Origin of the sequence: Enterobacter cloacae complex sp. IR5458 (genome assembly GCF_049238025.1) — a bacterium.
Lineage (GTDB): Bacteria > Pseudomonadota > Gammaproteobacteria > Enterobacterales > Enterobacteriaceae > Enterobacter > Enterobacter kobei.
Genome location: NZ_JBMKIF010000008.1, coordinates 150,171 through 170,869, shown reverse-complemented (window position 1 = coordinate 170,869; position 20,699 = coordinate 150,171). Strand labels below are relative to the sequence as shown.

Annotated in this window: 23 protein-coding genes and 1 other annotated feature; of the genes, 15 read left to right on the top strand and 8 right to left on the bottom strand. The window is 56.7% G+C overall.

The window, feature by feature from the left end; translation table 11 throughout:
• Positions 1-4: 4 nt before the first annotated feature.
• On the top strand, positions 5-1,234 hold the full coding sequence (locus tag ACOTYN_RS09420) for a DUF3748 domain-containing protein (RefSeq protein ID WP_332957367.1): 1,230 nt from the start codon (positions 5-7) through the stop codon (positions 1,232-1,234).
• On the opposite strand, the gene ACOTYN_RS09415 is transcribed toward ACOTYN_RS09420, so the two are convergent.
• A complete protein-coding gene (locus ACOTYN_RS09415) occupies positions 1,231-1,563 on the bottom strand; it encodes a YceK/YidQ family lipoprotein (RefSeq protein ID WP_014881914.1) in 333 nt (110 codons plus the stop codon). The two genes, ACOTYN_RS09420 and ACOTYN_RS09415, sit on opposite strands and share 4 nt — an antisense overlap.
• A gap of 250 nt (positions 1,564-1,813) precedes the next feature.
• Positions 1,814-1,885, top strand: a sequence feature (ROSE (Repression Of Heat Shock gene Expression) occurs in the 5'-region of heat shock genes and acts as an RNA thermometer to modulate expression.).
• Here ACOTYN_RS09415 and ibpA point away from each other — a divergent pair.
• The 3 genes from ibpA (at position 1,879) to ACOTYN_RS09400 (ending at position 4,688) form a co-directional block, all read left to right on the top strand.
• Positions 1,879-2,289, top strand: a complete 411-nt coding sequence (gene ibpA / locus ACOTYN_RS09410; protein ID WP_008500162.1) for a small heat shock chaperone IbpA — start codon at positions 1,879-1,881, stop codon at positions 2,287-2,289. (Overlaps the previous feature by 7 nt.)
• Before the next feature lie 136 nt (positions 2,290-2,425).
• Positions 2,426-2,854, top strand: a complete 429-nt coding sequence (ibpB, locus tag ACOTYN_RS09405; protein WP_014881915.1) for a small heat shock chaperone IbpB — start codon at positions 2,426-2,428, stop codon at positions 2,852-2,854.
• 172 nt (positions 2,855-3,026) lie between these two features.
• Positions 3,027-4,688, top strand: a complete 1,662-nt coding sequence (locus ACOTYN_RS09400; RefSeq protein ID WP_014881916.1) for a putative transporter — start codon at positions 3,027-3,029, stop codon at positions 4,686-4,688.
• Here the strand turns inward: ACOTYN_RS09400 and ACOTYN_RS09395 are convergent.
• Positions 4,656-5,402, bottom strand: coding sequence for a GntR family transcriptional regulator (locus tag ACOTYN_RS09395; RefSeq protein WP_014881917.1), 747 nt, complete (start codon positions 5,400-5,402; stop codon positions 4,656-4,658). The genes ACOTYN_RS09400 and ACOTYN_RS09395 overlap by 33 nt on opposite strands.
• Positions 5,403-5,624: 222 nt before the next feature.
• On the opposite strand from ACOTYN_RS09395, the gene ACOTYN_RS09390 reads away from it, so the two are divergent.
• The 4 genes from ACOTYN_RS09390 to ACOTYN_RS09375 all read left to right on the top strand — a co-directional run bounded on the left by ACOTYN_RS09390 (position 5,625) and on the right by ACOTYN_RS09375 (position 9,343).
• Positions 5,625-7,247 carry an alpha-glucoside-specific PTS transporter subunit IIBC gene (locus tag ACOTYN_RS09390; protein WP_014881918.1) on the top strand — a complete coding sequence of 541 codons (1,623 nt, stop codon included), beginning with the start codon at positions 5,625-5,627 and terminating at the stop codon, positions 7,245-7,247.
• Positions 7,244-8,566, top strand: a complete 1,323-nt coding sequence (locus tag ACOTYN_RS09385) for a 6-phospho-alpha-glucosidase (protein ID WP_032635243.1) — start codon at positions 7,244-7,246, stop codon at positions 8,564-8,566. The genes ACOTYN_RS09390 and ACOTYN_RS09385 overlap by 4 nt, the downstream gene beginning before the upstream one ends.
• Before the next feature lie 92 nt (positions 8,567-8,658).
• On the top strand, positions 8,659-9,006 hold the full coding sequence (locus ACOTYN_RS09380; RefSeq protein WP_014068263.1) for a YidH family protein: 348 nt from the start codon (positions 8,659-8,661) through the stop codon (positions 9,004-9,006).
• Complete coding sequence (locus ACOTYN_RS09375) at positions 8,996-9,343, top strand: DUF202 domain-containing protein (RefSeq protein WP_023331677.1); 348 nt, start codon at positions 8,996-8,998, stop codon at positions 9,341-9,343. The genes ACOTYN_RS09380 and ACOTYN_RS09375 overlap by 11 nt, the downstream gene beginning before the upstream one ends.
• A 34-nt stretch (positions 9,344-9,377) precedes the next feature.
• Here the strand turns inward: ACOTYN_RS09375 and dsdA are convergent, their stop codons facing one another.
• Both dsdA and dsdX read right to left on the bottom strand, forming a co-directional pair.
• Positions 9,378-10,664 (bottom strand): D-serine ammonia-lyase, encoded by a 1,287-nt coding sequence (dsdA, locus tag ACOTYN_RS09370; RefSeq protein ID WP_332957364.1) that lies wholly within the window; start codon positions 10,662-10,664, stop codon positions 9,378-9,380.
• A gap of 17 nt (positions 10,665-10,681) precedes the next feature.
• Entirely contained in the window at positions 10,682-12,019 is a 1,338-nt protein-coding gene (gene dsdX / locus ACOTYN_RS09365; protein ID WP_332957362.1) for a D-serine transporter DsdX, read from the bottom strand.
• Positions 12,020-12,223: 204 nt separating this feature from the next.
• Between dsdX and dsdC the strand changes: the two genes are divergently transcribed.
• Together dsdC and ACOTYN_RS09355 are read left to right on the top strand one after the other, a co-directional pair.
• Entirely contained in the window at positions 12,224-13,150 is a 927-nt protein-coding gene (gene dsdC, locus ACOTYN_RS09360; RefSeq protein WP_332957386.1) for a DNA-binding transcriptional regulator DsdC, read from the top strand.
• Between the two features lie 84 nt (positions 13,151-13,234).
• Positions 13,235-14,323 carry a cellulase family glycosylhydrolase gene (locus ACOTYN_RS09355; RefSeq protein WP_032635252.1) on the top strand — a complete coding sequence of 363 codons (1,089 nt, stop codon included), beginning with the start codon at positions 13,235-13,237 and terminating at the stop codon, positions 14,321-14,323.
• Here ACOTYN_RS09355 and emrD read toward each other — a convergent pair.
• From emrD to tisB, 4 genes are all read right to left on the bottom strand, one after another.
• Positions 14,226-15,410, bottom strand: coding sequence for a multidrug efflux MFS transporter EmrD (emrD, locus tag ACOTYN_RS09350; RefSeq protein WP_032629627.1), 1,185 nt, complete (start codon positions 15,408-15,410; stop codon positions 14,226-14,228). The genes ACOTYN_RS09355 and emrD overlap by 98 nt on opposite strands.
• Positions 15,411-15,585: 175 nt before the next feature.
• On the bottom strand, positions 15,586-16,419 hold the full coding sequence (locus ACOTYN_RS09345; protein ID WP_071922752.1) for an EamA family transporter: 834 nt from the start codon (positions 16,417-16,419) through the stop codon (positions 15,586-15,588).
• Positions 16,420-16,481: 62 nt separating this feature from the next.
• The gene (locus tag ACOTYN_RS09340; protein WP_023331684.1) at positions 16,482-16,928 is read right to left on the bottom strand and encodes a GNAT family N-acetyltransferase; all 447 of its coding nucleotides are present in this window, start codon (positions 16,926-16,928) and stop codon (positions 16,482-16,484) included.
• 64 nt (positions 16,929-16,992) lie between these two features.
• Entirely contained in the window at positions 16,993-17,082 is a 90-nt protein-coding gene (gene tisB / locus ACOTYN_RS09335; protein WP_023331685.1) for a type I toxin-antitoxin system toxin TisB, read from the bottom strand.
• Positions 17,083-17,569: 487 nt separating this feature from the next.
• On the opposite strand from tisB, the gene ACOTYN_RS09330 reads away from it, so the two are divergent.
• From ACOTYN_RS09330 to ilvN, 5 genes are all read left to right on the top strand, one after another.
• The gene (locus tag ACOTYN_RS09330; protein WP_023331686.1) at positions 17,570-17,884 is read left to right on the top strand and encodes a type II toxin-antitoxin system HigB family toxin; all 315 of its coding nucleotides are present in this window, start codon (positions 17,570-17,572) and stop codon (positions 17,882-17,884) included.
• Positions 17,881-18,300, top strand: a complete 420-nt coding sequence (locus ACOTYN_RS09325) for a helix-turn-helix domain-containing protein (protein WP_023331687.1) — start codon at positions 17,881-17,883, stop codon at positions 18,298-18,300. Before ACOTYN_RS09330 ends, ACOTYN_RS09325 begins: the two co-directional genes overlap by 4 nt.
• A 149-nt stretch (positions 18,301-18,449) precedes the next feature.
• Positions 18,450-18,548, top strand: coding sequence for an ilvB operon leader peptide IvbL (gene ivbL, locus ACOTYN_RS09320; protein WP_023331688.1), 99 nt, complete (start codon positions 18,450-18,452; stop codon positions 18,546-18,548).
• A 106-nt stretch (positions 18,549-18,654) separates the two neighbouring features.
• On the top strand, positions 18,655-20,343 hold the full coding sequence (ilvB, locus tag ACOTYN_RS09315; RefSeq protein ID WP_023331689.1) for an acetolactate synthase large subunit: 1,689 nt from the start codon (positions 18,655-18,657) through the stop codon (positions 20,341-20,343).
• A 3-nt stretch (positions 20,344-20,346) separates the two neighbouring features.
• A complete protein-coding gene (ilvN, locus tag ACOTYN_RS09310) occupies positions 20,347-20,634 on the top strand; it encodes an acetolactate synthase small subunit (RefSeq protein ID WP_010426528.1) in 288 nt (95 codons plus the stop codon).
• The last annotated feature ends 65 nt before the right edge of the window (positions 20,635-20,699 follow it).

The following is a 20,699-nucleotide window of genomic DNA, read 5'->3' as shown; positions in this document are numbered from 1 at the left end:
CCTCATGAAACAAATCACCTTCGCTTCCCGCAACCACCAGCTTACTAATATCAATACCTGGACGCCGGACAGCCAGTGGCTGGTCTATGACGTGCGTCCGTCAGGCGCGTCGTTCACCGGTGAAACCATCGAACGAGTTAATGTAGGCACGGGCGAGGTCGAGGTGATTTATCGCGCGACGGACGGCGCGCACGTTGGCGTGGTGACCGTTCATCCTGCACAGGATGAATACGTCTTTATCCACGGCCCGAAACACCCGGATGCGGACTGGCGCTACGATTTTCATCATCGCCAGGGGGTGATTGCGCATCACGGTCAGGTAAGCAATCTGGATGCGATGGATATCACCGCGCCCTATACTCCAGGCGCGCTGCGCGGTGGCAGCCACGTACATGTCTTCAGCCCGAACGGGCAGTTGGTCAGCTTTACCTATAACGACCATGTCATGCATATGCGCGATCCGAAGCTCGATTTACGCAACGTTGGCGTGGCGGCGCCTTTCGGCCCGGTGAATCCACAGGGGAACCATCCGCGTGAATATCCGGGAACCTTCTGGAGCGTGCTGGTCAGCCGCACGACGCCTAACCCACAACCGGGCAGCGACGAAATCAATCGCGCCTACGAAGAGGGCTGGGTGGGCAACGACAGGCTGGCGTTTATCGGCGATACCCTCTCAGCACAGGGCGAAAAAGTGCCTGAACTGTTCATTGTTAACCTGCCAGAAGATGAACAGGGCTGGAAACGTGCGGGCGATGCGCCGCTGCAGGGAACGCCAGAAACGCTGCCTGCGCCGCCAGCGGGCGTGATGCAGCGTCGGTTAACCTTCACGCACCACAACCGCTATCCGGGTCTGGTGAACGTGCCGCGCCACTGGGTGCGCAGTAACCCGCAGGCGACACAAATCGCGTTTCTGATGCGTGATGATAACGGCGTTGTGCAGCTGTGGCTGATCTCGCCTGAGGGCGGCGAGCCGCGCCAGCTCACCCACGCTGAGCGCGATATCCAGTCTGCGTTCAACTGGCACCCGTCCGGGAAGATGCTGGGATTTGTGCTCGAAAATCGGATTGCGTGCTGCGACGCACAGACCGGAGAGGTGACGTTTTTGACGTCCGATCACGGCAATCCACCTTCTGCGGATGCCGTCGTGTTTTCTCCGAACGGGCGCGTTATTGCATGGATGGAAGAGACGGGCGGTTTCCGTCAGCTTTGGATAACGGAAACCGCACAGAACTAGCGCGGAGGCATCTCGGCGGGCGGAATGACGGCGTTGGTCGCCAGGTTTTCCTGCTCGCTTTTCTCTACCCGTGAACGCACGGAGTCATCCTTACGGAATACATCCCACGGCAGCAGAAGCGTATCCGCTACTGCCGTAAACGGCATATCCAGGATAACCAGGGATTTGGTGCCCCAGTTGGTATCGTCATCGGAGATCATCGCCGCGCTGGCGCGCGTCCCCGGATATGTTCCTTCTTTACCGCCGGTGTGAGACATCACGCTCGAACACCCGCAAAGTAAAACTACCCCGCTGAACGTCGTCAGCTTTATCAGAACATTTTTCATCATCACTCAGTCATCGTTAATGTTACTGCATAGACCTGCAACTCAGGGTTATAGCGAGCCTTATCCGAAATGGATAGCTCGATAATCCCGCACTGTGGCAGTCATCGCAATTTAACCCTTTGTGCTGTTGTCCCAGAGTCTATGCGACAACCAGCAAAGTGCAAAAAAATCTCACATAAATAGTCTTGAAAAGCCCGGTTCCAGACCCATTTTAAGAATGTGACCCGATAACGAACGCGCCTGATGGGCGTTCGGGGGCACAAAGGCCTGTCCATGGTGGAAGGCTATAATTTCTCGCTGATTTCAGGAGTTTTATTTATGCGTAACTTCGATCTTTCTCCGCTATACCGTTCTGCAATTGGTTTTGACCGCCTGTTTAACCATTTAGAAAATAACCAAAGCCAGAGCAATGGCTACCCTCCATACAATGTCGAGCTGGTTGACGAAAACCACTACCGCATCGCGATTGCCGTTGCCGGTTTTGCAGAAAACGAACTGGAGATCACCGCGCAGGACAACCTGCTGGTGGTGAAAGGTTCCCATACGGCCGAGCAGAAAGAACGTACCTACCTCTACCAGGGCATCGCCGAGCGTAACTTTGAACGCAAGTTCCAGTTAGCCGAGAACATTCACGTCAAGGGCGCGAACCTGGTTAACGGCCTGCTGTTTATCGAACTGGAACGCGTGATTCCGGAAGAGAAAAAACCGCGCCGTATCGAAATTAACTAATCACGGGGGTCGCAAGCGCGGCCCACACAGACTTGCTTGCCGTAACGGGAGCATATGCGAATCCATCAGGATTTGCAGGAACAACTGCGCACAAAATTAAACTGTGCCGAACTCGCTTCTTAGAAGGAGATTTAGTATGCGTAACTATGATTTATCCCCTCTGCTGCGTCAGTGGATTGGTTTTGACAAACTGGCTAACGCCCTGCAAAGCACGACTGAGCACCAGACGTTTCCGCCGTATAACATTGAAAAAAGTGACGATAACCACTATCGCATCACCCTTGCGCTGGCCGGTTTCCGCCAGGAGGATCTGGACATCCAGCTTGAAGGTACCCGTCTGACCGTGAAAGGGACGCCGGAAAAACAGGAGACCGAGACTCAATGGCTGCATCAGGGGCTGGTTAATCAGCCGTTTAGCCTGAGCTTTACCCTGGCAGACCATATGGACGTGTCCGGTGCGACCTTTACCAACGGGCTACTGCATATCGATCTGACCCGTAACGTGCCGGAAGCCATCGCGCCGCAGCGTATCGCCATTAGCGAGCGGCCGGCGTTGAACAGTTAACAAGCCCGCCGAACCTGTAGGTCGGGTAAGGCGTAGCCGCCACCCGACACCGCTCACAGACCGCATAAGGCCCTGCCCCGGCAGGGCTTTTTTGTGCGCCATCGCCCATACAACGCCCCACGGCTCTGAGAGAATCCCTGATATAACTAAGGTTATGGGCAGGGAGTGGATCATGAGTGATATCGCGTTAACCGTTAGCGTGTTGGCCCTGGTCGCTGTTGTGGGACTATGGATAGGCAATATCAAAATCCGCGGCGTCGGGTTTGGCATTGGTGGCGTGCTGTTTGGCGGCATTTTTGTCGGGCATTTTGCCGATCGGCTCGGGCTGGCTCTGAGCGCTGAAATGCTCCACTTTGTTCAGGAGTTCGGCCTGATCCTGTTCGTTTATACCATCGGGATTCAGGTAGGCCCTGGTTTTTTCGCCTCCCTGCGTGTCTCCGGACTACGGCTCAATCTTTTTGCGTTCGGCATTGTGGTCATGGGCGGGCTGGTCACCGCGATTCTGCACAAAATCTTTGATATTCCCCTTCCTGTGGTACTGGGCATTTTCTCCGGCGCGGTCACCAACACCCCGGCGCTCGGTGCGGGCCAGCAAATCCTGCGCGATCTGGGGATTCAACCCGGCATTGTCGACCAGATGGGGATGAGCTACGCCATGGCCTATCCGTTTGGCATCTGTGGCATTCTGCTCTCCATGTGGCTGGTACGCGTACTGTTTCGCGTTAACGTCGAATCAGAGGCCAAAGATCACGAAACCACGCTGACCAACGGCCATATGCCCATCAAAACCATCAACATTCGCGTCGATAATCCCAACCTGAATAATATGGCGATTCAGGACGTGCCGATCCTGAACAGCGCCAATATCATCTGCTCCCGCCTTAAGCGTGACGATATGCTGATGGTGCCCGCGCCCGGCACCGTTATTCAGCAAGGCGATCTGCTACATCTGGTCGGCCAGCCCGGGGATTTAAACAATGCGCGGCTGGTCATCGGTCAGGAGGTGGACACCTCGCTCTCCACGCGCGGCACCGATATGCGGGTGGAACGCGTTGTGGTGACCAATGAGCATGTTCTCGGCAAAAAAATACGCGATCTGCAGGTAAAAGAACGCTATGACGTGGTTATCTCCCGTCTGAATCGCGCGGGTGTTGAACTGGTCGCCAGCCCGGAAGCCAGCCTGCAGTTCGGGGATATCCTCAACCTGGTTGGTCGCCCGTCGTCAATTGACGCGGTGGCGGATATGGTGGGTAACGCCCAGCAAAAACTGCAGCAGGTACAGATGCTGCCGGTGTTTATCGGCATCGGCCTGGGCGTGCTGCTGGGCTCCATTCCACTGTACGTGCCGGGCTTCCCGGTGGCGCTTAAGCTGGGCCTGGCAGGCGGGCCGCTGATTATGGCGCTGATCCTCGGGCGCATCGGCTGTATTGGTAAGCTCTACTGGTTTATGCCGCCGAGTGCCAACCTGGCGCTGCGCGAGCTGGGCATCGTGCTGTTTCTGGCAGTGGTCGGGCTGAAATCCGGCGGGGATTTTGTCGATACCCTGATCAAGGGCGAAGGGATGAGCTGGGTCGGTTACGGCATATTTATCACGGCAATCCCGCTGCTGACGGTAGGCATTCTGGCGCGGATGTTCGCCAAAATGAACTACCTGACGCTGTGCGGCATGCTGGCGGGCTCCATGACCGATCCCCCTGCGCTCGCGTTTGCCAATAACCTGCATGCCACCAGCGGTGCAGCGGCACTCTCCTATGCCACCGTCTACCCGCTGGTAATGTTCCTGCGCATCATCACGCCGCAGCTACTCGCGGTGCTGTTCTGGGGGATGAGCTAGCAGCACTTCCGGGTGGATGCGCCGCAGATGGTAGTCCACCTGGTAATCACTGGTATTACGGAACATCACGGAATAATTGAGGAACTCGCCGCTGTCGCTGTAGGAAAGTGACGTGATTCGCAGCAGCGGCGTCTGTTCCGGCAGGTTCAGGTAACCGGCCAGCTGTTTATCTGCCAGCACCGGCGTCAGGCTCTCATAGTTGCCGCTGATGGTGATCCCGCACTCTTTCTCGATGTAATCAAACTTTGACCCTTCCAGATGCGCCAGCGAGAGGTTGCGAAACAGCTTCACCGGCATAAAGCTGTCCTCCAGCATCAGCGGCTTCCCGTCCACGTAGCGTACCCGCCGGGAAAAGTAGATCCGCTCATCGACCTGAATCCGCAGCTGGCTGGCGATGGCGGGTGGCGCAGGCATCACTTCAAACTGCAACACTTTACTCTGCACCTCTTTTCCCTGCTGACGCAGCACCTCCACCAGCCCGGTCAGATTCGTGGTTTCGTGGTGAACGTCCTTACGCGAGACAAACGTGCCGCTGCCGTGCCGTCGCTCAACCAGCCCCCAGCTCACCAGCAGATCCAGCGCCTTGCGGATGGTCATGCGCGCCACGCCGAACTCCTGCGCCAGCGCTTTCTCACCCGGTAGCGGGCTGCCGATGTTGTAGTCCGACGAATTCAGCCGCAGCCGCAATCTGTCGGCAATAGATTTGTAGATCACCAGTAGACCTCTCTGCCCGCATTATGGCGTCGGTTACGTCTTCACATGTCCATATTTACAACGAAAAGTAGACCTCACTGGTCAAAATAAAACCATGAATGCGATCACGAATCGCAACGGCACGCCATGTTCGCGTATCAGTAAGTTCTTATGCTCACCTCAGGCCAGCAAAAAACCATAACGGCCTCTACCCCCTACAGGTTGTTACGTGAGGATTTAAAAATGCTCAGTCAAATACAACGTTTTGGCGGTGCCATGTTTACCCCGGTATTGCTGTTTCCGTTTGCCGGGATCGTGGTGGGAATCGCCATTATGCTTCGCAACCCGCTGTTTGTCGGCGAAGCCTTAACGGCCCCTGATAATCTTTTCGCGCAGATCGTTCACATTATTGAAGAGGGCGGCTGGGCGGTATTTCGCAATATGCCGCTGATTTTCGCCGTCGGTTTACCGATTGGCCTGGCAAAGCAGGCGCAGGGCCGCGCCTGTCTGGCGGTGCTGATTAGCTTCCTGACCTGGAACTACTTCATCAACGCGATGGGGATGACCTGGGGTCACTTCTTCGGCGTCGATTTCTCCGCCGAACCCACGGCGGGAAGCGGGCTGGCGATGATTGCCGGGATCAAAACGCTCGATACCAGCATCATCGGTGCCATTGTGATTTCTGGCATCGTGACCGCTATCCACAACCGCTATTTCGACAAGCCGCTGCCGGTTTTCCTGGGGATTTTCCAGGGCAGTTCGTTTGTCGTTATCCTCGCGTTTTTCGTCATGATACCCTGCGCCTGGCTGACATTGCTGGGCTGGCCGAAAGTGCAGATGGGCATTGAGTCCCTACAGGCGTTCCTGCGCTCAGCCGGTGCGCTGGGCGTGTGGGTGTACACCTTCCTGGAACGCATTCTGATTCCAACCGGACTGCACCACTTCGTCTATGGCCCGTTCATCTTCGGCCCGGCGGCGGTGGAAGGCGGTATTCAGGTCTACTGGGCGCAGCATCTGCAGGAATTCAGCCAGAGTACCCTGCCGCTGAAAACCCTCTTCCCCGAAGGCGGGTTCGCGCTCCACGGCAATTCAAAAGTGTTTGGCTCGGTCGGGATTGCGCTGGCGATCTGGTACACCGCCTCAGCGGAAAACCGCGTCAAGGTGGCGGGGCTGCTGGTCCCGGCCACGCTCACTGCCGTGCTGGTGGGCATTACTGAACCACTCGAATTCACCTTCCTGTTTATCTCGCCGCTGCTGTTTGCCGTTCACGCTGTGCTGGCGGCCACCATGGCAACGGTGATGTACACCTTTGGGGTGGTCGGCAACATGGGCGGCGGCCTGCTGGACCAGTTCCTGCCGCAAAACTGGATCCCGATGTTCCATAACCACGCCTCAACGGTCTTCACGCAAATCGGCATCGGCGTCTGCTTTACCGGCCTCTACTTCATGGTCTTCAAAACGCTGATTGTGCGTCTGAACCTCAAAACGCCGGGCCGGGAAGAGAGCGAAATCAAACTGTACAGCAAGGCCGACTATAAGGCGGCACGCGGGCAAACCACTGCCCCGGCGGCGGCCAGCCAGCAGGTCGGACAGGCCGCCGGATTCCTGCAGGCGCTCGGCGGTGCGGCCAATATCGAAAGCATCAACAACTGTGCCACCCGCTTGCGTATCGCGCTGGTGGATATGGCGAAAACCCAAAGCGACGACGTCTTCAAAGCCCTGGGCGCACACGGTGTGGTGCGACGCGGCAACGGCATTCAGGTGATTGTCGGTCTGCACGTTCCTCAGGTGCGTGACCAACTGGAATCGCTGATGAAAACCCCTTTAACGAATGAACAAACCACCCTGACAGAGGCTATATCATGAAAAAATTCTCAGTTGTCATTGCAGGCGGCGGCAGCACCTTTACGCCTGGTATCGTCCTGATGCTGTTAGCCAACCGTGACCGTTTCCCGCTGCGCGCCCTGAAGTTTTATGATAACGACGGCGCACGTCAGGAGACCATCGCCGAAGCGTGCAAAATCATCCTTAGAGAGCAGGCGCCGGAGATTGAGTTTAGCTACACCACCGATCCTAAAGCGGCGTTTACCGATGTGGATTTCGTGATGGCGCATATCCGCGTCGGCAAATACCCGATGCGTGAAAAAGATGAGAAAATCCCGCTGCGCCATGGCGTGCTGGGCCAGGAAACCTGCGGGCCAGGTGGGATTTCCTACGGCATGCGCTCGATCGGCGGCGTGCTGGAGCTGGTAGATTACATGGAGCAGTACTCCCCAAATGCGTGGATGCTGAACTACTCCAACCCGGCGGCGATTGTCGCGGAAGCCACGCGCCGCCTGCGTCCGAATGCCAAAATCCTCAACATCTGCGATATGCCGATTGGCATCGAAGGACGCATGGCGCAGATCGTTGGCCTGAAAGACCGCAAAGAGATGCGCGTGCGCTACTACGGTCTGAACCACTTCGGCTGGTGGACCTCGATTGAAGATCTCAACGGTAACGATTTAATGCCGAAACTGCGCGAATACGTGGCGAAAAACGGCTATGTTCCGCCTTCTGAAGATGCGCATACCGAAGCAAGCTGGAACGATACCTTTGCCAAAGCAAAAGATGTGCAGGCGCTGGATCCGGACACCATGCCGAACACCTATCTGAAATACTATCTGTTCCCGGACTACGTTGTTGCGCACTCTAACCCGGAACGGACCCGCGCCAATGAAGTCATGGATCACCGCGAGAAACATGTGTTCAGCTCCTGTCGGGCGATCATCGAAGCGGGTAATTCCGCCGCCGGGGAGCTGGAAATCGACGAACATGCGTCGTACATCGTCGATCTGGCGACCGCGATTGCCTTTAACACCCAGGAACGCATGTTGCTGATTGTGCCAAACAACGGTGCTATTCATAACTTTGATGCCGATGCGATGGTGGAAATTCCGTGTCTGGTGGGCCATAACGGACCGGAGCCGCTCACGGTTGGCGATATTCCACACTTCCAGAAAGGGTTGATGAGCCAGCAGGTGGCGGTGGAAAAACTGGTGGTGGATGCCTGGGAGCAGCGTTCGTATCAGAAACTCTGGCAGGCGATTACCCTGTCGAAAACCGTGCCGAGCGCGTCAGTCGCGAAAGCGATTCTGGATGACCTGATCGAAGCCAACAAAGAGTACTGGCCGGAACTGCACTAACCTTCCTGACCGGCATCCCCCGATGCCGGTCTCCTTGTCCTGGTCGATTTACGCTATGCTGAAGCCTGCCCGTAGCTCGACAAGGAACCTCCATGAAAATTTCCCGCCTCGGTGAAGCGCCGGATTATCGCTTCTCTCTGGCTAATGAACGCACGTTCTTAGCGTGGATCCGCACGGCGCTGGGCTTTCTGGCTGCAGGTGTCGGCCTCGATCAGCTCGCACCTGATTTCGCCACGCCGCTGATCCGCGAAGTACTGGCGCTGCTTCTGTGCCTGTTCGCAGGCGTGCTGGCGATTTACGGCTATCTGCGCTGGTTGCGCAATGAGAAGGCGATGCGTCTGAAGCAGGATTTACCCTATACGCGCGGGCTACTCATCATCAGCGCGATCCTGCTGACGGTGGCGGGCGTGGTGATGGTGCTGGTGTTCTATGGCGGATAGCCGCAAAGCGCGACGCGAAGCGGACCCTGGCCTGCAGCCGGAGCGGACGTCGCTCGCATGGCTGCGCACGTTGCTGGGGTATGGCGCGCTGATTGCTCTGGCGATCAAGCACAACTGGCACCGGACCGGGGTGCCATTCTGGATCTCGATTGTTGTGCTGGCGCTGGTAGCCTTCATTTTGTGGCGCTATACCCGCAGCCGTAACCTGATGGACGTGGCGCAGGATGATTTTGTGCAGCCGAAAGCGGTGCGGGATAAGTTCCTGATCGCGCTCGCTGTGCTGTCTCTGTCTTTACTCTTTGCCGTTACACATATTCAGCAAATGGTGAGCTTATAAGCCCGGTGGCGGCTACGCCTTACCGGGCCTACGATTAACGGCTTTTTGCTAAATACTTCGCCATCTCGTCTTCCGGCACCATGCCGCCCCCGGTTGCCCATACCAGGTGGGTGACGTTGGCATCTGAATGCACACGCAGCGGCCCGGCCATGCCCGCCAGCGCGGACGGTTCCAGACGAATGTCTTCCTCCTGCGCCAGCCAGCCGAGCATGTCATACATGCTTTGATCGGAAAGCGTGTAGAACCCGTCCAGCAGGCGCTCCATCGCGCGGCCCACGAAGCCGGACGCGCGCCCGACCGCCAGGCCGTCTGCCGCCGTCACGTTGTCGATACCCAGGTCCTGCACCGCAATCTCGTCGTGCAGGCCGGTGTAAACGCCGAGCAGCATGCACGGCGAGTGCGTGGGTTCCGCAAAGAAGCAGTGGACGTTATCACCGAAGGCCAGCTTCAGGCCAAACGCCACGCCGCCAGGGCCGCCGCCGACACCGCAGGGCAGGTAGACGTACAGGGGATGCGCCGCATCCACCACGCGGCCCTGTTCGGCAAACTGCGCCTTCAGCCGCTCGCCTGCCACCGCGTAGCCCAGGAACAAGGTGCGGGAGTTTTCATCATCAATGAAGAAGCAGTTCGGATCGCTTTCTGCCGCTTTGCGCCCCTGTTCCACCGCCACGCCGTAATCCTGCTCATACTCCACGACGATGACGCCATGACTGCGGAGCTTGGCTTTCTTCCACTCGCGGGCATCGGCGGACATGTGCACCGTCACCTTAAAGCCGATGCGTGCGCTCATAATGCCGATGGACATCCCCAGGTTGCCGGTTGAGCCCACCGCAATGCTGTACTGGCTGAAGAAGTCCTTAAAGCGCGGCTCCAGCAGGACGCTGTAGTCGTCTTCGATGCTCAGCAAGCCGGCGTCCAGCGCCAGTTTCTCCGCGTGGGTCAACACCTCGTAGATGCCGCCGCGTGCTTTAATCGAGCCGGAAATCGGAAGATGACTGTCTTTTTTCAGCAGCAGGGTGCCGGGAATGGTCTTGTCATATTCTTTCCCCAGTCGCGCCTGCATGGCCGGAATGGCGACCAGTTCGGATTCAATAATCCCCTTCGTGACGGCCGTTTCCGGAAAGGCTTTCGCCAGATACGGCGCGAAGCGGTTAAGGCGCGCGTGCGCGTCGTCCACGTCGGCTTTGGACAGCCCGACGTAAGGCAATCCTTCCGCCAGCGTGGCGGTACGTGGGTTAAGCCAGGTGGTTTCTTTCAGGGCAATCAGATCCTCAACCAGAGGAAACTGTGCGGTTAAAGTAGTGATAGTTGCGTTTTCCATAGTACGTCTCTTCGCGCTCAGATAATGAAAGAAAGCAGGAATGTGCCGCCAAGTGCAAGCACCGAGGCGATAAACGTCGCCGTCGTATAGTATTTGAAGGTCTCATTCAGGGTTGCGCCGCAGTATTGCTTCACCAGCCAGAAGAGAGAATCGGTGACGATCGTGCAGCCAATGGCGCCGGAACCGATGGCAATGGTGATGATCTCCGGACCCACGTTCGGATAGAGCGGCAGCATCGGCGCGACTATCGCCGTGGCGCCCATCATCGCGACCGTGGCGGAGCCTACGGCGGCATGCAGCACCAGCGCCACCAGCCAGGCGAGCAGGATAGGATGCATGTGCAGATTCGAGAGAATATGCGCCAGTGAGTCCGCCAGTCCGCTGGTTTTGAGGATGGCGTTGAACGCGCCGCCCGCGCCGATAATCAGCAAAATATTGGCGATAGAGCCAAAACCGTGCTCGGTGTGCGTCAGCATCGCCCCCATGCTCATATGCTGGCGGATCCCCAGCAGGTAGTAGGCGACAAACACGGCGATAAACATCGCGGTGATCGGGTTGCCGATAAATTCGAGGAGCGTATACAGCGAACCTTCTTTTGCCATATTCAGCTCGGCAATGGTCTTCACCAGCATGAGGCCAATTGGCAGCAGAACCGTAAACAGCGTGGCGCCCAGCGACGGGAGGGTGTGTTCTTCCCGCACCTTGAGGTCTGAAAATTCTGCCGGAACCGGTTTAAACGGCAGACGATTGCCGAGCAGTTTCAGGAACAGCGGGCCACCGACCAGAGACGCCACCAGTCCTACCATCAAACCATAAACAATTACCGTTCCGACATCCGCGCCTAACTTATTGGTCACAAACAGCGCGGCTGGATGCGGAGGCACCACGCAGTGGACCGCCATCAGCGCAGTACAGAGCGGAATGGCCAGCTTGAGCAGCGACGTGTTGGTCTTTTTGGCGATGGAAAACGCCAGCGGGATCAGCAGTACCACGCCCACTTCCACGAACAACGTAATGCCGCAGATCAGGCCCACCAGCACCATAATCACGTCTGCTGACAGCCAGCGGCAGCGCTGCAGCGTGATCCCGATGCGCTCTGCCGCGCCGGAGACTTCCATCATTTTGCCGAGAATGGTGCCCAGACCAATCACCGCCGCCAGGAAGCCCAGCGTACCGCCAATCCCGCTCTCAATGGCGTTCACCATATCCAGTGGGCTCATTCCCATCATCGCACCGACGAAAAAGCTCGCCAGCAGCAGCGCGAGGAACGGGTGAAACTTCAGCTTAACGATGGTTAAAACAATTAACACAATGCTGACCAGCAGCGTTGCCACAACCCAGACCTGAGATCCCATATCTCACCTCACCCTTATGTCATCTGTGGGTATTGGACGAAAAAACGGCGGGGGCTGACAAACGATATAAATTGGCATTCAGGTGAGCCAGATTGGATCAACTGAGTGACTACGCTCTAAAAAACGCACTTAACTTGCATTAGGTTCACATAAATTCACCCTTAAACGGTATGCTGAGCGCAGAAACCACGCGTGAGAATTGTGATGACCGATGCGAATGAAGCCAGAAACCGGCTGTTAAACGGCTGGCAGCTGTCGAAAATGTACACCTTTGAAGTGGCCGCCCGGCATGAGTCCTTCGCGCTGGCCGCGGAGGAGCTCTCGCTCAGTCCCAGCGCGGTGAGCCATCGCATCAATCTGCTGGAAGAGGAGCTGGGTATTCAGCTGTTCGTGCGCTCGCACCGTAAGGTTGAGCTGACGCAGGAGGGGAAGCGCGTTTACTGGACCCTTAAATCCTCCCTCGATACCCTGAATCAGGAGATCCTGGACATCAAAAACCAGGCGCTCTCCGGTACGCTAACGGTGTACTCCCGGCCATCGATTGCGCAGTGCTGGCTGGTTCCCATGCTGGGAGATTTTACCCGCCGCTATCCGTCGATTTCACTCACCGTCCTGACCGGAAATGATTACGTCAATATGCAGCGAACGGGCATCGATCTGGCGCTCTATTTCGACGATACGCCGGCAATCCACCTTTCCCATCACTTCCTGATGGATGAGGAGATTTTGCCCGTTTGTTCGCCCGCGTACGCCCGCGAACATCAACTGGTTAAAAACCCCCATAACCTCAGCCACTGTACGTTGCTGCATGACCGTCAGGCCTGGAGCAATGATTCCGGTACGGATGAATGGCAAAGCTGGGCGCAGCATTTTGCGGTAAATATGCCGTCATCGTCGGGGATTGGTTTTGATCGTTCTGATTTAGCGATTATTGCGGCCATCAATGATGTAGGGGTGGCGATGGGCAGAAAGCGGCTGGTGCAGAAACGGCTCGAGAAGGGAGAGTTGATTGCACCGTTTGGTGAAAAGACCCTCAAATGCCATCAGCATTACTATATCTCAACGCTTCCGGGCCGCCAGTGGCCGAAAATTGACGCCTTTATTAGCTGGCTGAGAGAACGGGCAGGGTGAAGAATTATTACGCTTTGACGCTACACCAAATGTGAAAAAGCGTGCTAAATACAGGTAATGCTTTCGATTTATCCAGGGTAAACCGTGTTAAAGCCTTTTATTGCCTCTGCGTTACTGATCTCTTCCGGCTGGGCGATTGCCGCTGAGCCGGCGATGACGGCTGCCCGCTATGCTCAGCAGCTGGGTGTGGGGATGGATGTAGACTGGGCGCGTACCGAGCGCGGTATACGTGAATTTGACCCGCTGGTGGTACGCGATTTTCGTGCAAAAGGCATTAGCCATGTGCGCATCCGCGTCGCCGATGAGCCGACGGAAGCGCGGCTCATCCATCTGCGCAAGCTGGTGGAAGCCTGCGAGCAGTATGGTGTCATCCCGATTATTGCTTATCAGGCAGATGAATATAAAAACGACCCGAAAGCCGATAATGAGAAAGAGACAATCAACTGGTGGATTGCCGTCGCCCACTATTTCGGCCAGAGCTACCCGCAGTTGGGTTTTGACCTGATTTACGAGCCCGCCGACAAGCTCAACCACAACCTCGCGTCGTTAAATCGCGTGTATGAAAAAACCATAAAAGCGATCCATGACATTGACCCGCAGCGCATGATTTTCATCGCACCGCGCCTGCGCGCCGCGCCGGAGGATTTAACCAGCCTGAAGCTGCCTGCGCACAGCCAGAACTTCCTGCTGGCGGAGTGGCATATTTTCCCGTGGGGGCCGCTGAAAAATAACGGTAAATACCCGTGGACGTCCGGCACGGCGGCAGAGAAAGCGGCTATCCATAATCGCATCAATACCGCGCTGCGCTGGCAGCAAAAAACCGGGCACGTCAGCTGGGTCGGAGGCTGGGGCGTGGGGGAGTCAAACCACCTCACGCCAACCGCTTCGCAAATGGCCTTCGCCACCTTTATGGCCTGCGAGCTGCAAAAGGCGAAAATTCCGTATGCGCTTAACGCGGATTTCCAGTTTTACGACGGGGAAGAGGGCGCCTGGCGACCTGCGCCAGAGCCGTTATTACAGGCGATGATTGCTCCCGTCTGTGAAAAGCCCGGCGACAAGCCGGGCCATCATGCGGTTAAACCGGCTGCTCGTGATGCGGGACACGCGACGCCAGCGGCAGCCAGCACAGTAAAATCAGCAGCCCCATCAGCGTCATCAGCAAACCCAAACTAGCCTGCCCGGTCTGCGGCATCATGGCCGAGAGCCAGGCCAGCGCGCCGGAGCCGATGTTTTGCAAACCGCCCACCAGCGCGCCCGCCGTGCCCGCGAGGAACGGGAACGGCTCCATCGCGCCGCTGGTGGCGAGAGGGAACAGCATCCCCGCGCCGAAGAAGAACAGCGCCGCCGGGATCAGCAGCGTCCAGACGGTCATCACGCCAAACAGCCCCGGGATCCACATCATCAGTCCCGCCAGCAGACAGCTAATCACTGCCTGCCACATCAGGGTGGAGAAACGCTTGTTCTGACGTCCGGCAAACCAGGCGCCGAAGAACGCCGCCGGGATAGGCAGAATAAACAGAATACTCACCACCATGCTGCTCAGGCCAAGCCCAGCGCCCAGCAGCACGCCGGAGCAGGCTTCGAACACCGCTATGCCTGCCAGGCCGCCGATCAGCATTAGCAGGTAACAGGTAAACGCACCGTTGCCGAACAGCGTTTTGTAGCTGGCGATAAGCTTCGTGCGCGGCGCGTCCTGCGGGCGCGTTTCCGGCATCCACCGTGCCATGCTGAAGGTCACTATCACGCAGAGCGCCAGCAGGAAGGCGTAACAGGCGCGCCAGGACCACATTGTGTCCAGCAGGCCGCCAATCAGCGGTGCCAGCAGCGGGCTGACCAGAATCCCCATATTCAACAGGCTGTTGGCATGGCGGAGCTGGGTGCCCTGGTACATATCGCGCGGTAAGGTTCGCGCCATCACCCCGCCGACGCCGGTTCCGACGCCTTGCAGGGCGCTGGCGGCAATCAATACGGTCAGGCTATGGGTGCTGATGGCAATCACCGTCGCCACCATGAATATGCTCATGCCGACCAGGATCACCGGGCGACGCCCGACGCGGTCGGACAGCGGGCCATAGAAGAGTTGTGAAACGCCGTAGGTTAGCAGGTAGGCGGCCATTACGCTTTGTACCGCGCCCTCGCGGACGTTTAATTCCTTTGCCATGTCGGCGATCGCCGGAATGTAGATGGTTTGCGCCATCTGACCGACGGCCACCAGTAACACCAGCATCAACAATAAGTTAACGTTCCTTTGTTTTTTCATGTCGCTGAATACTTTTGCCAAAAGAGAAAAATTAAGAATAAGTGACTGCGCATTCCCACAAATGCGCGAGGAATCTACCACAGTGAGATGACAATTTAATCATTGTGATGGTGAATGGAAGAACGTAAAAAGGCAGGATTTGTAAACAAAAACGGCAACTAATGTTGCCAGTGATTTATGCGAGGCGCAGGAGAATAGCGCCGCCAGCAATACCCAGCGCCGCAGCGATGCGCAGGCCCGCAACCTTCTCTTTTAAAAGCACAAAGGCAATCAGCGCCCCGAAAAGAATCGAGGTTTCACGCAGCGCCGCGACTACGGCCAGCGGTGCCTGCGTCATCGCCCACAGTGCCAGGCCATACGAGCCCATGGTACCGACGCCGCCGAGCAGCCCCTTTTTCCAGTGCAGACGCAGGTAGCCAAAGGCTTCATGCCGACGCGCCACCATCGCCCAGCTCAGCAGGCAAAAACCGTTCATAAAGAAGGTCCACAGCGTGTAGCCCAGCGCAGTGTCCGAGAGCCGCACCCCGGTGCCGTCCACCAGCGTATATCCGGCGATAAAACAGGCGTTCAGTAGCGCCAGCCAGATCCCTTTTCGGGACTGCATGCGCCCGTTCATCGCCATCGCCAGAATCGACAGGCAGATCACTCCGATGCCGGACCAGGCCAGCCAGGAGAGACGATCGCCAAGTGCCAGGACGCTGATCAGCGCCACCAGCAGTGGGGCGGTGCCGCGCATCAGCGGGTAGGTCTGGCTCATATCCGAGACCTGATAGGTCTTCGCCACCAGCACGGTGTACACCACCTGTAAGGCGCAGGAGACGATTAAAAACGGCCAGCTTGCAGCAGAAGGCTGTGGAGAGAAGGGGAGCAACACCAGCGCAATAAGCGTAGCGGAGCCGCTGACGCTTATCGCAGAATAGAGCTTGTCCGTTCCGGCCTTAACGATAGCGTTCCAGCTGGCATGCAGCAGCGCGGCAAACAGCAAAATGCAGAATACGGTGATGGTCATGGCGTATCGGGTGGTGAATTGTCACTCAACTGTAACATTCACGTCCTGATGCTGCCAGCCGGTTACACCGCACAAAACAGGCGGTGCGTCACCCGCGGCTCATCCGAGACCAGCGTGAAACCCGCCCGGCGGTAGAACCCATACGCGGTATCCGGCGCGTGGGTATTCAGGAAATCAAACCAGATGCTGGCATCGGCCATCACCACGGTTAAAAGCTGTTTGCCGATGCCCAACCCGCGACACTTCTCGCTAACATAGAGATGGCGAATGCGCCCGGCGCGCGGTTGCTGGCTGAAGGGATCGCGGTTGAGACCGCATACGCCTACCAGCTTGCCGTTAAGAAACGCCCCCAGCAGCTTTTCGCCCGGCGCGTTAAAGCGGTTTTCACCCCGCAGCCAGTTTTCTTCCAGCCTGCGCAGCATGTTGAAATTCAATGCGATACTTTCCGCCTTCAGGGCGATATAGCCCGGTTCATCAGGCGTAACAGGCTCAATTAACAGACGCGACATAGCATTCCCTCGTTATTAAAGAGGGGCGGTTGCCCGCCCCTCTCAGGTGCGACTTGAACCTGACTTACCGAACGTATTTCAGGACAGCATCAAGCAGTTGCAATACTGCAACAATGAGTTTGAGGATAAGTATCACCATATCCACGATGCCCATACGCGTCTCCTTTTGGTAAAAAGGAGCACGATGCTGGCGTACCTTTCCGCCGCCTGTTGCCAGCACCTGGATTGACGTAACACAGTGTGCTCACTTCAGGGGTTAAGGCACTGACGGCACCACCCGTTTCAGCCAGGACTTCATTGCGCCGGTAGAACTGCGGCCCCCTCGCTCACTGCGAACACCCTCAGTATAGATAAATACTGTATGTATGAACAGTATTTTTTGGACAAAAATCGAAAGGCGATCCATACTCAAAAACGTCAAAATCCGTGCCGGAATTGCGCGTTCGTCCTCGATCGCGTATACTTTTTGCGTTGACGTAACACAGTGTGTTCTGCGGCGACCAACCGCAAAACCCTGATAAAAACCTCGCTCCGGCGGGGTTTTTTGTTTTCTGGGTCCGTCCTAAGCAGGCCTTCCGTTGACTAATTGGCAATCCGTGATATTGTTGCCATAATGGCAACGGACGCGGCAGGTATGCAGTATGCATTTAATCTCAATGAAGGCAATTTTGGATGCGGTGATCCAGTTTCCGCAACACAGAGAGGAGCTTCTTTTTCTGGGGCGAACCATCGAAAAGAGCCATTGCACGACGCCTGTTGCGCTAAGAAAAATCTTTCCAACGCTAGATAATTTGAAGTATCTCGATAAGCATTATGTTATTGATATTGCTAACAACAACCTCAGAGTAGTGGCTCTCATATTCTTTGAAAGCCAAAAGTTTTATGTGCGCCATGTTTTTACTCATAAGGAATATGACCGTTTTACGGAGAAACATCGCACTAAGGGGAAGAAATGATGATCGTAGCTGATGCAATGAAAGCAACGCATGCCCTTGTCGCGGCGGTTCCTTTATTGGGTGAACATCCAAACGAGAAAGATTACCAGGACGCACTTGAGCTGGTTGAGTATTTACTGATGAACGAACCTGGCAGCCCTTTGCTGGATATCGTATGTGCAAGAATTCGTCGTTACGAAGCCAATCGGCCCGAAATTGTCGCCTTACGCCAGGAGATGGAATCTGTCCCAGTGGGCATTGCCGTTTTAAGAACCCTTATGGATCAATACAAACTGACTATTTCGGATTTTCAGGATGAAATTGGCAGTAAATCAATGGTTTCAAGGGTGTTGAACGGTCAACGTCAGCTGACGTTGAACCATATAAAAAAACTGGCTGCTCGCTTTGGGGTATCGCCTGCGCTGTTCATTGAATGAAATACTCACGTCCGACTACTGTTTTCATCACCCAACAAACGAAACGTGATCCCTGACGCATTTTTGCGCAGATGAAAATATTTCCATTGTCACGCCAGAAAACCTGTGTTTGTATAAATTCAATCAATGATTCCAAACACAGGTTCCTAATGACTCCATCTCTGTTCACCTCGACCCTACTAAAAACTGCGCAACCAGCCGCAGTGGTCGTCGTGCGTGTGGTGGTGGTCGTCGGCAATGCGCCGTAGGGACTGGATCAACACACGAATCCAAAACCCCGCCGGCGCAAACCGGGCGGGGTTTTTCGTTTAGGACCCTCCCCGGAAGGCTGGCTCAGAAGAAAAGGACTGGAGCATGGCAAGTTCGGGCACAACATCTACTAAGACGCGTTTTACGGGCGCGCAGCTGATCGTTCATTTGCTGGAACGACAGGGCATCACCACGGTTGCGGGCATCCCGGGCGGCACGGTGCTGCCGCTGTACGATGCGTTAAGCCAAAGCACAAAAATCCGCCACGTGCTGGCTCGCCACGAGCAGGGCGCGGGCTTTATCGCGCAGGGCATGGCGCGTACCCAGGGGAAACCGGCGGTTTGTATGGCGTGTAGCGGGCCGGGGGCAACCAACCTGGTAACGGCCATCGCCGACGCGCGCCTCGACTCCATTCCGCTGATCTGCATTACCGGCCAGGTGCCGTCTTCGATGATTGGTACCGATGCGTTCCAGGAAGTGGATACCTACGGCATCTCTATCCCCATCACCAAACATAACTATTTAGTTCGCGATATCAGCGAGCTTCCTCAGGTTATCAGCGATGCGTTTCGCATTGCGCAGTCTGGCCGCCCGGGCCCGGTGTGGATAGACATTCCTAAGGATGTCCAGACCGCAGAGATCGAGATTGACGTGCTGCCAGAGCCGGGCGACCGTGCCCCCGCGCCGGAATTCAGTGCTGAGAGCGTGCGTGACGCCGCGGCGATGATTAATGCCGCCAAACGCCCGGTGCTCTATCTGGGCGGTGGGGCGGTTAACGCCGCGAATGAAATCCGCCAGTTCGCTGAAAAAGCCAGCCTGCCCACCACCATGACCCTGATGGCGCTCGGCATGCTGCCTAAAGCGCACCCGCTCTCTCTTGGCATGCTGGGCATGCACGGCGCGCGCAGCACCAACTACATCCTGCAAGAAGCGGATTTGCTGATTGTAATGGGCGCGCGTTTTGATGACCGGGCGATTGGCAAAACCGAGCAGTTCTGCCCGAACGCCAAAATCATCCATGTGGACATCGACCGCGCCGAGCTGGGTAAAATTAAGCAGCCGCACGTGGCCATTCAGGGCGACGTGGCTGAAGTGCTGGCGCAGCTGATCCCGCAGACGGACGCAGCCGACCGCGCCGACTGGCGTCAGCTGGTCGCCGATTTGCAAAAAGAGTTCCCGGGCGCTATCCCGACCGAGGGCGATCCGCTGAGCCACTATGGTCTTATCAACGCTGTGGCCGCCTGCGTGGACGACAGCGCGATTATTACCACCGACGTGGGCCAGCATCAGATGTGGACCGCCCAGGCCTACCCGCTGAACCGTCCGCGCCAGTGGCTGACCTCCGGTGGCCTCGGCACCATGGGCTTTGGCCTGCCTGCTGCCGTGGGCGCGGCGCTGGCGAATCCGGACCGTAAAGTCATCTGCTTCTCCGGTGACGGCAGCCTGATGATGAACATTCAGGAAATGGCGACCGCGGCCGAAAACCAGTTAGACGTCAAAATCATTCTGATGAACAACGAGGCGCTGGGGCTGGTACACCAGCAGCAGAGCCTGTTCTACAAGCAGGGCGTATTTGCCGCGACCTATCCGGGAATGATTAACTTTATGCAGATTGCTGCCGGTTTTGGCCTTCACACCTGCGATCTGAACGCCGAAGAGGATGCCCACGCGGCGCTGCAAGCGGCGATTTCGCGCCCCGGCCCGGCGCTGATCCACGTGCGTATCGATCCTGAACAAAAAGTGTATCCGATGGTGCCGCCGGGTGCGGCAAATACTGAGATGGTGGGGGAATAAGCCATGCAGAAACAACATGATAACGTCATTCTGGAACTCACCGTCCGCAACCACCCTGGCGTCATGACCCACGTCTGCGGGCTGTTTGCCCGCCGGGCGTTTAACGTGGAAGGCATTCTCTGTCTGCCGATTCAGGGCAGCGAGCACAGCCGCATCTGGCTACTGGTCAACGATGACCAGCGTCTGGAGCAGATGATGGCGCAGATCGACAAGCTGGAAGATGTCACCAAAGTGGCGCGCAACCAGTCCGATCCCACCATGTTTAACAAAATTGCGGTGTTTTTCGAGTAGATCGCTTAAGGTAAGCGTCTTTCGCTCTTGTAGGCCGGATAAGCGCAGCGCCATCCGGCGTTTTC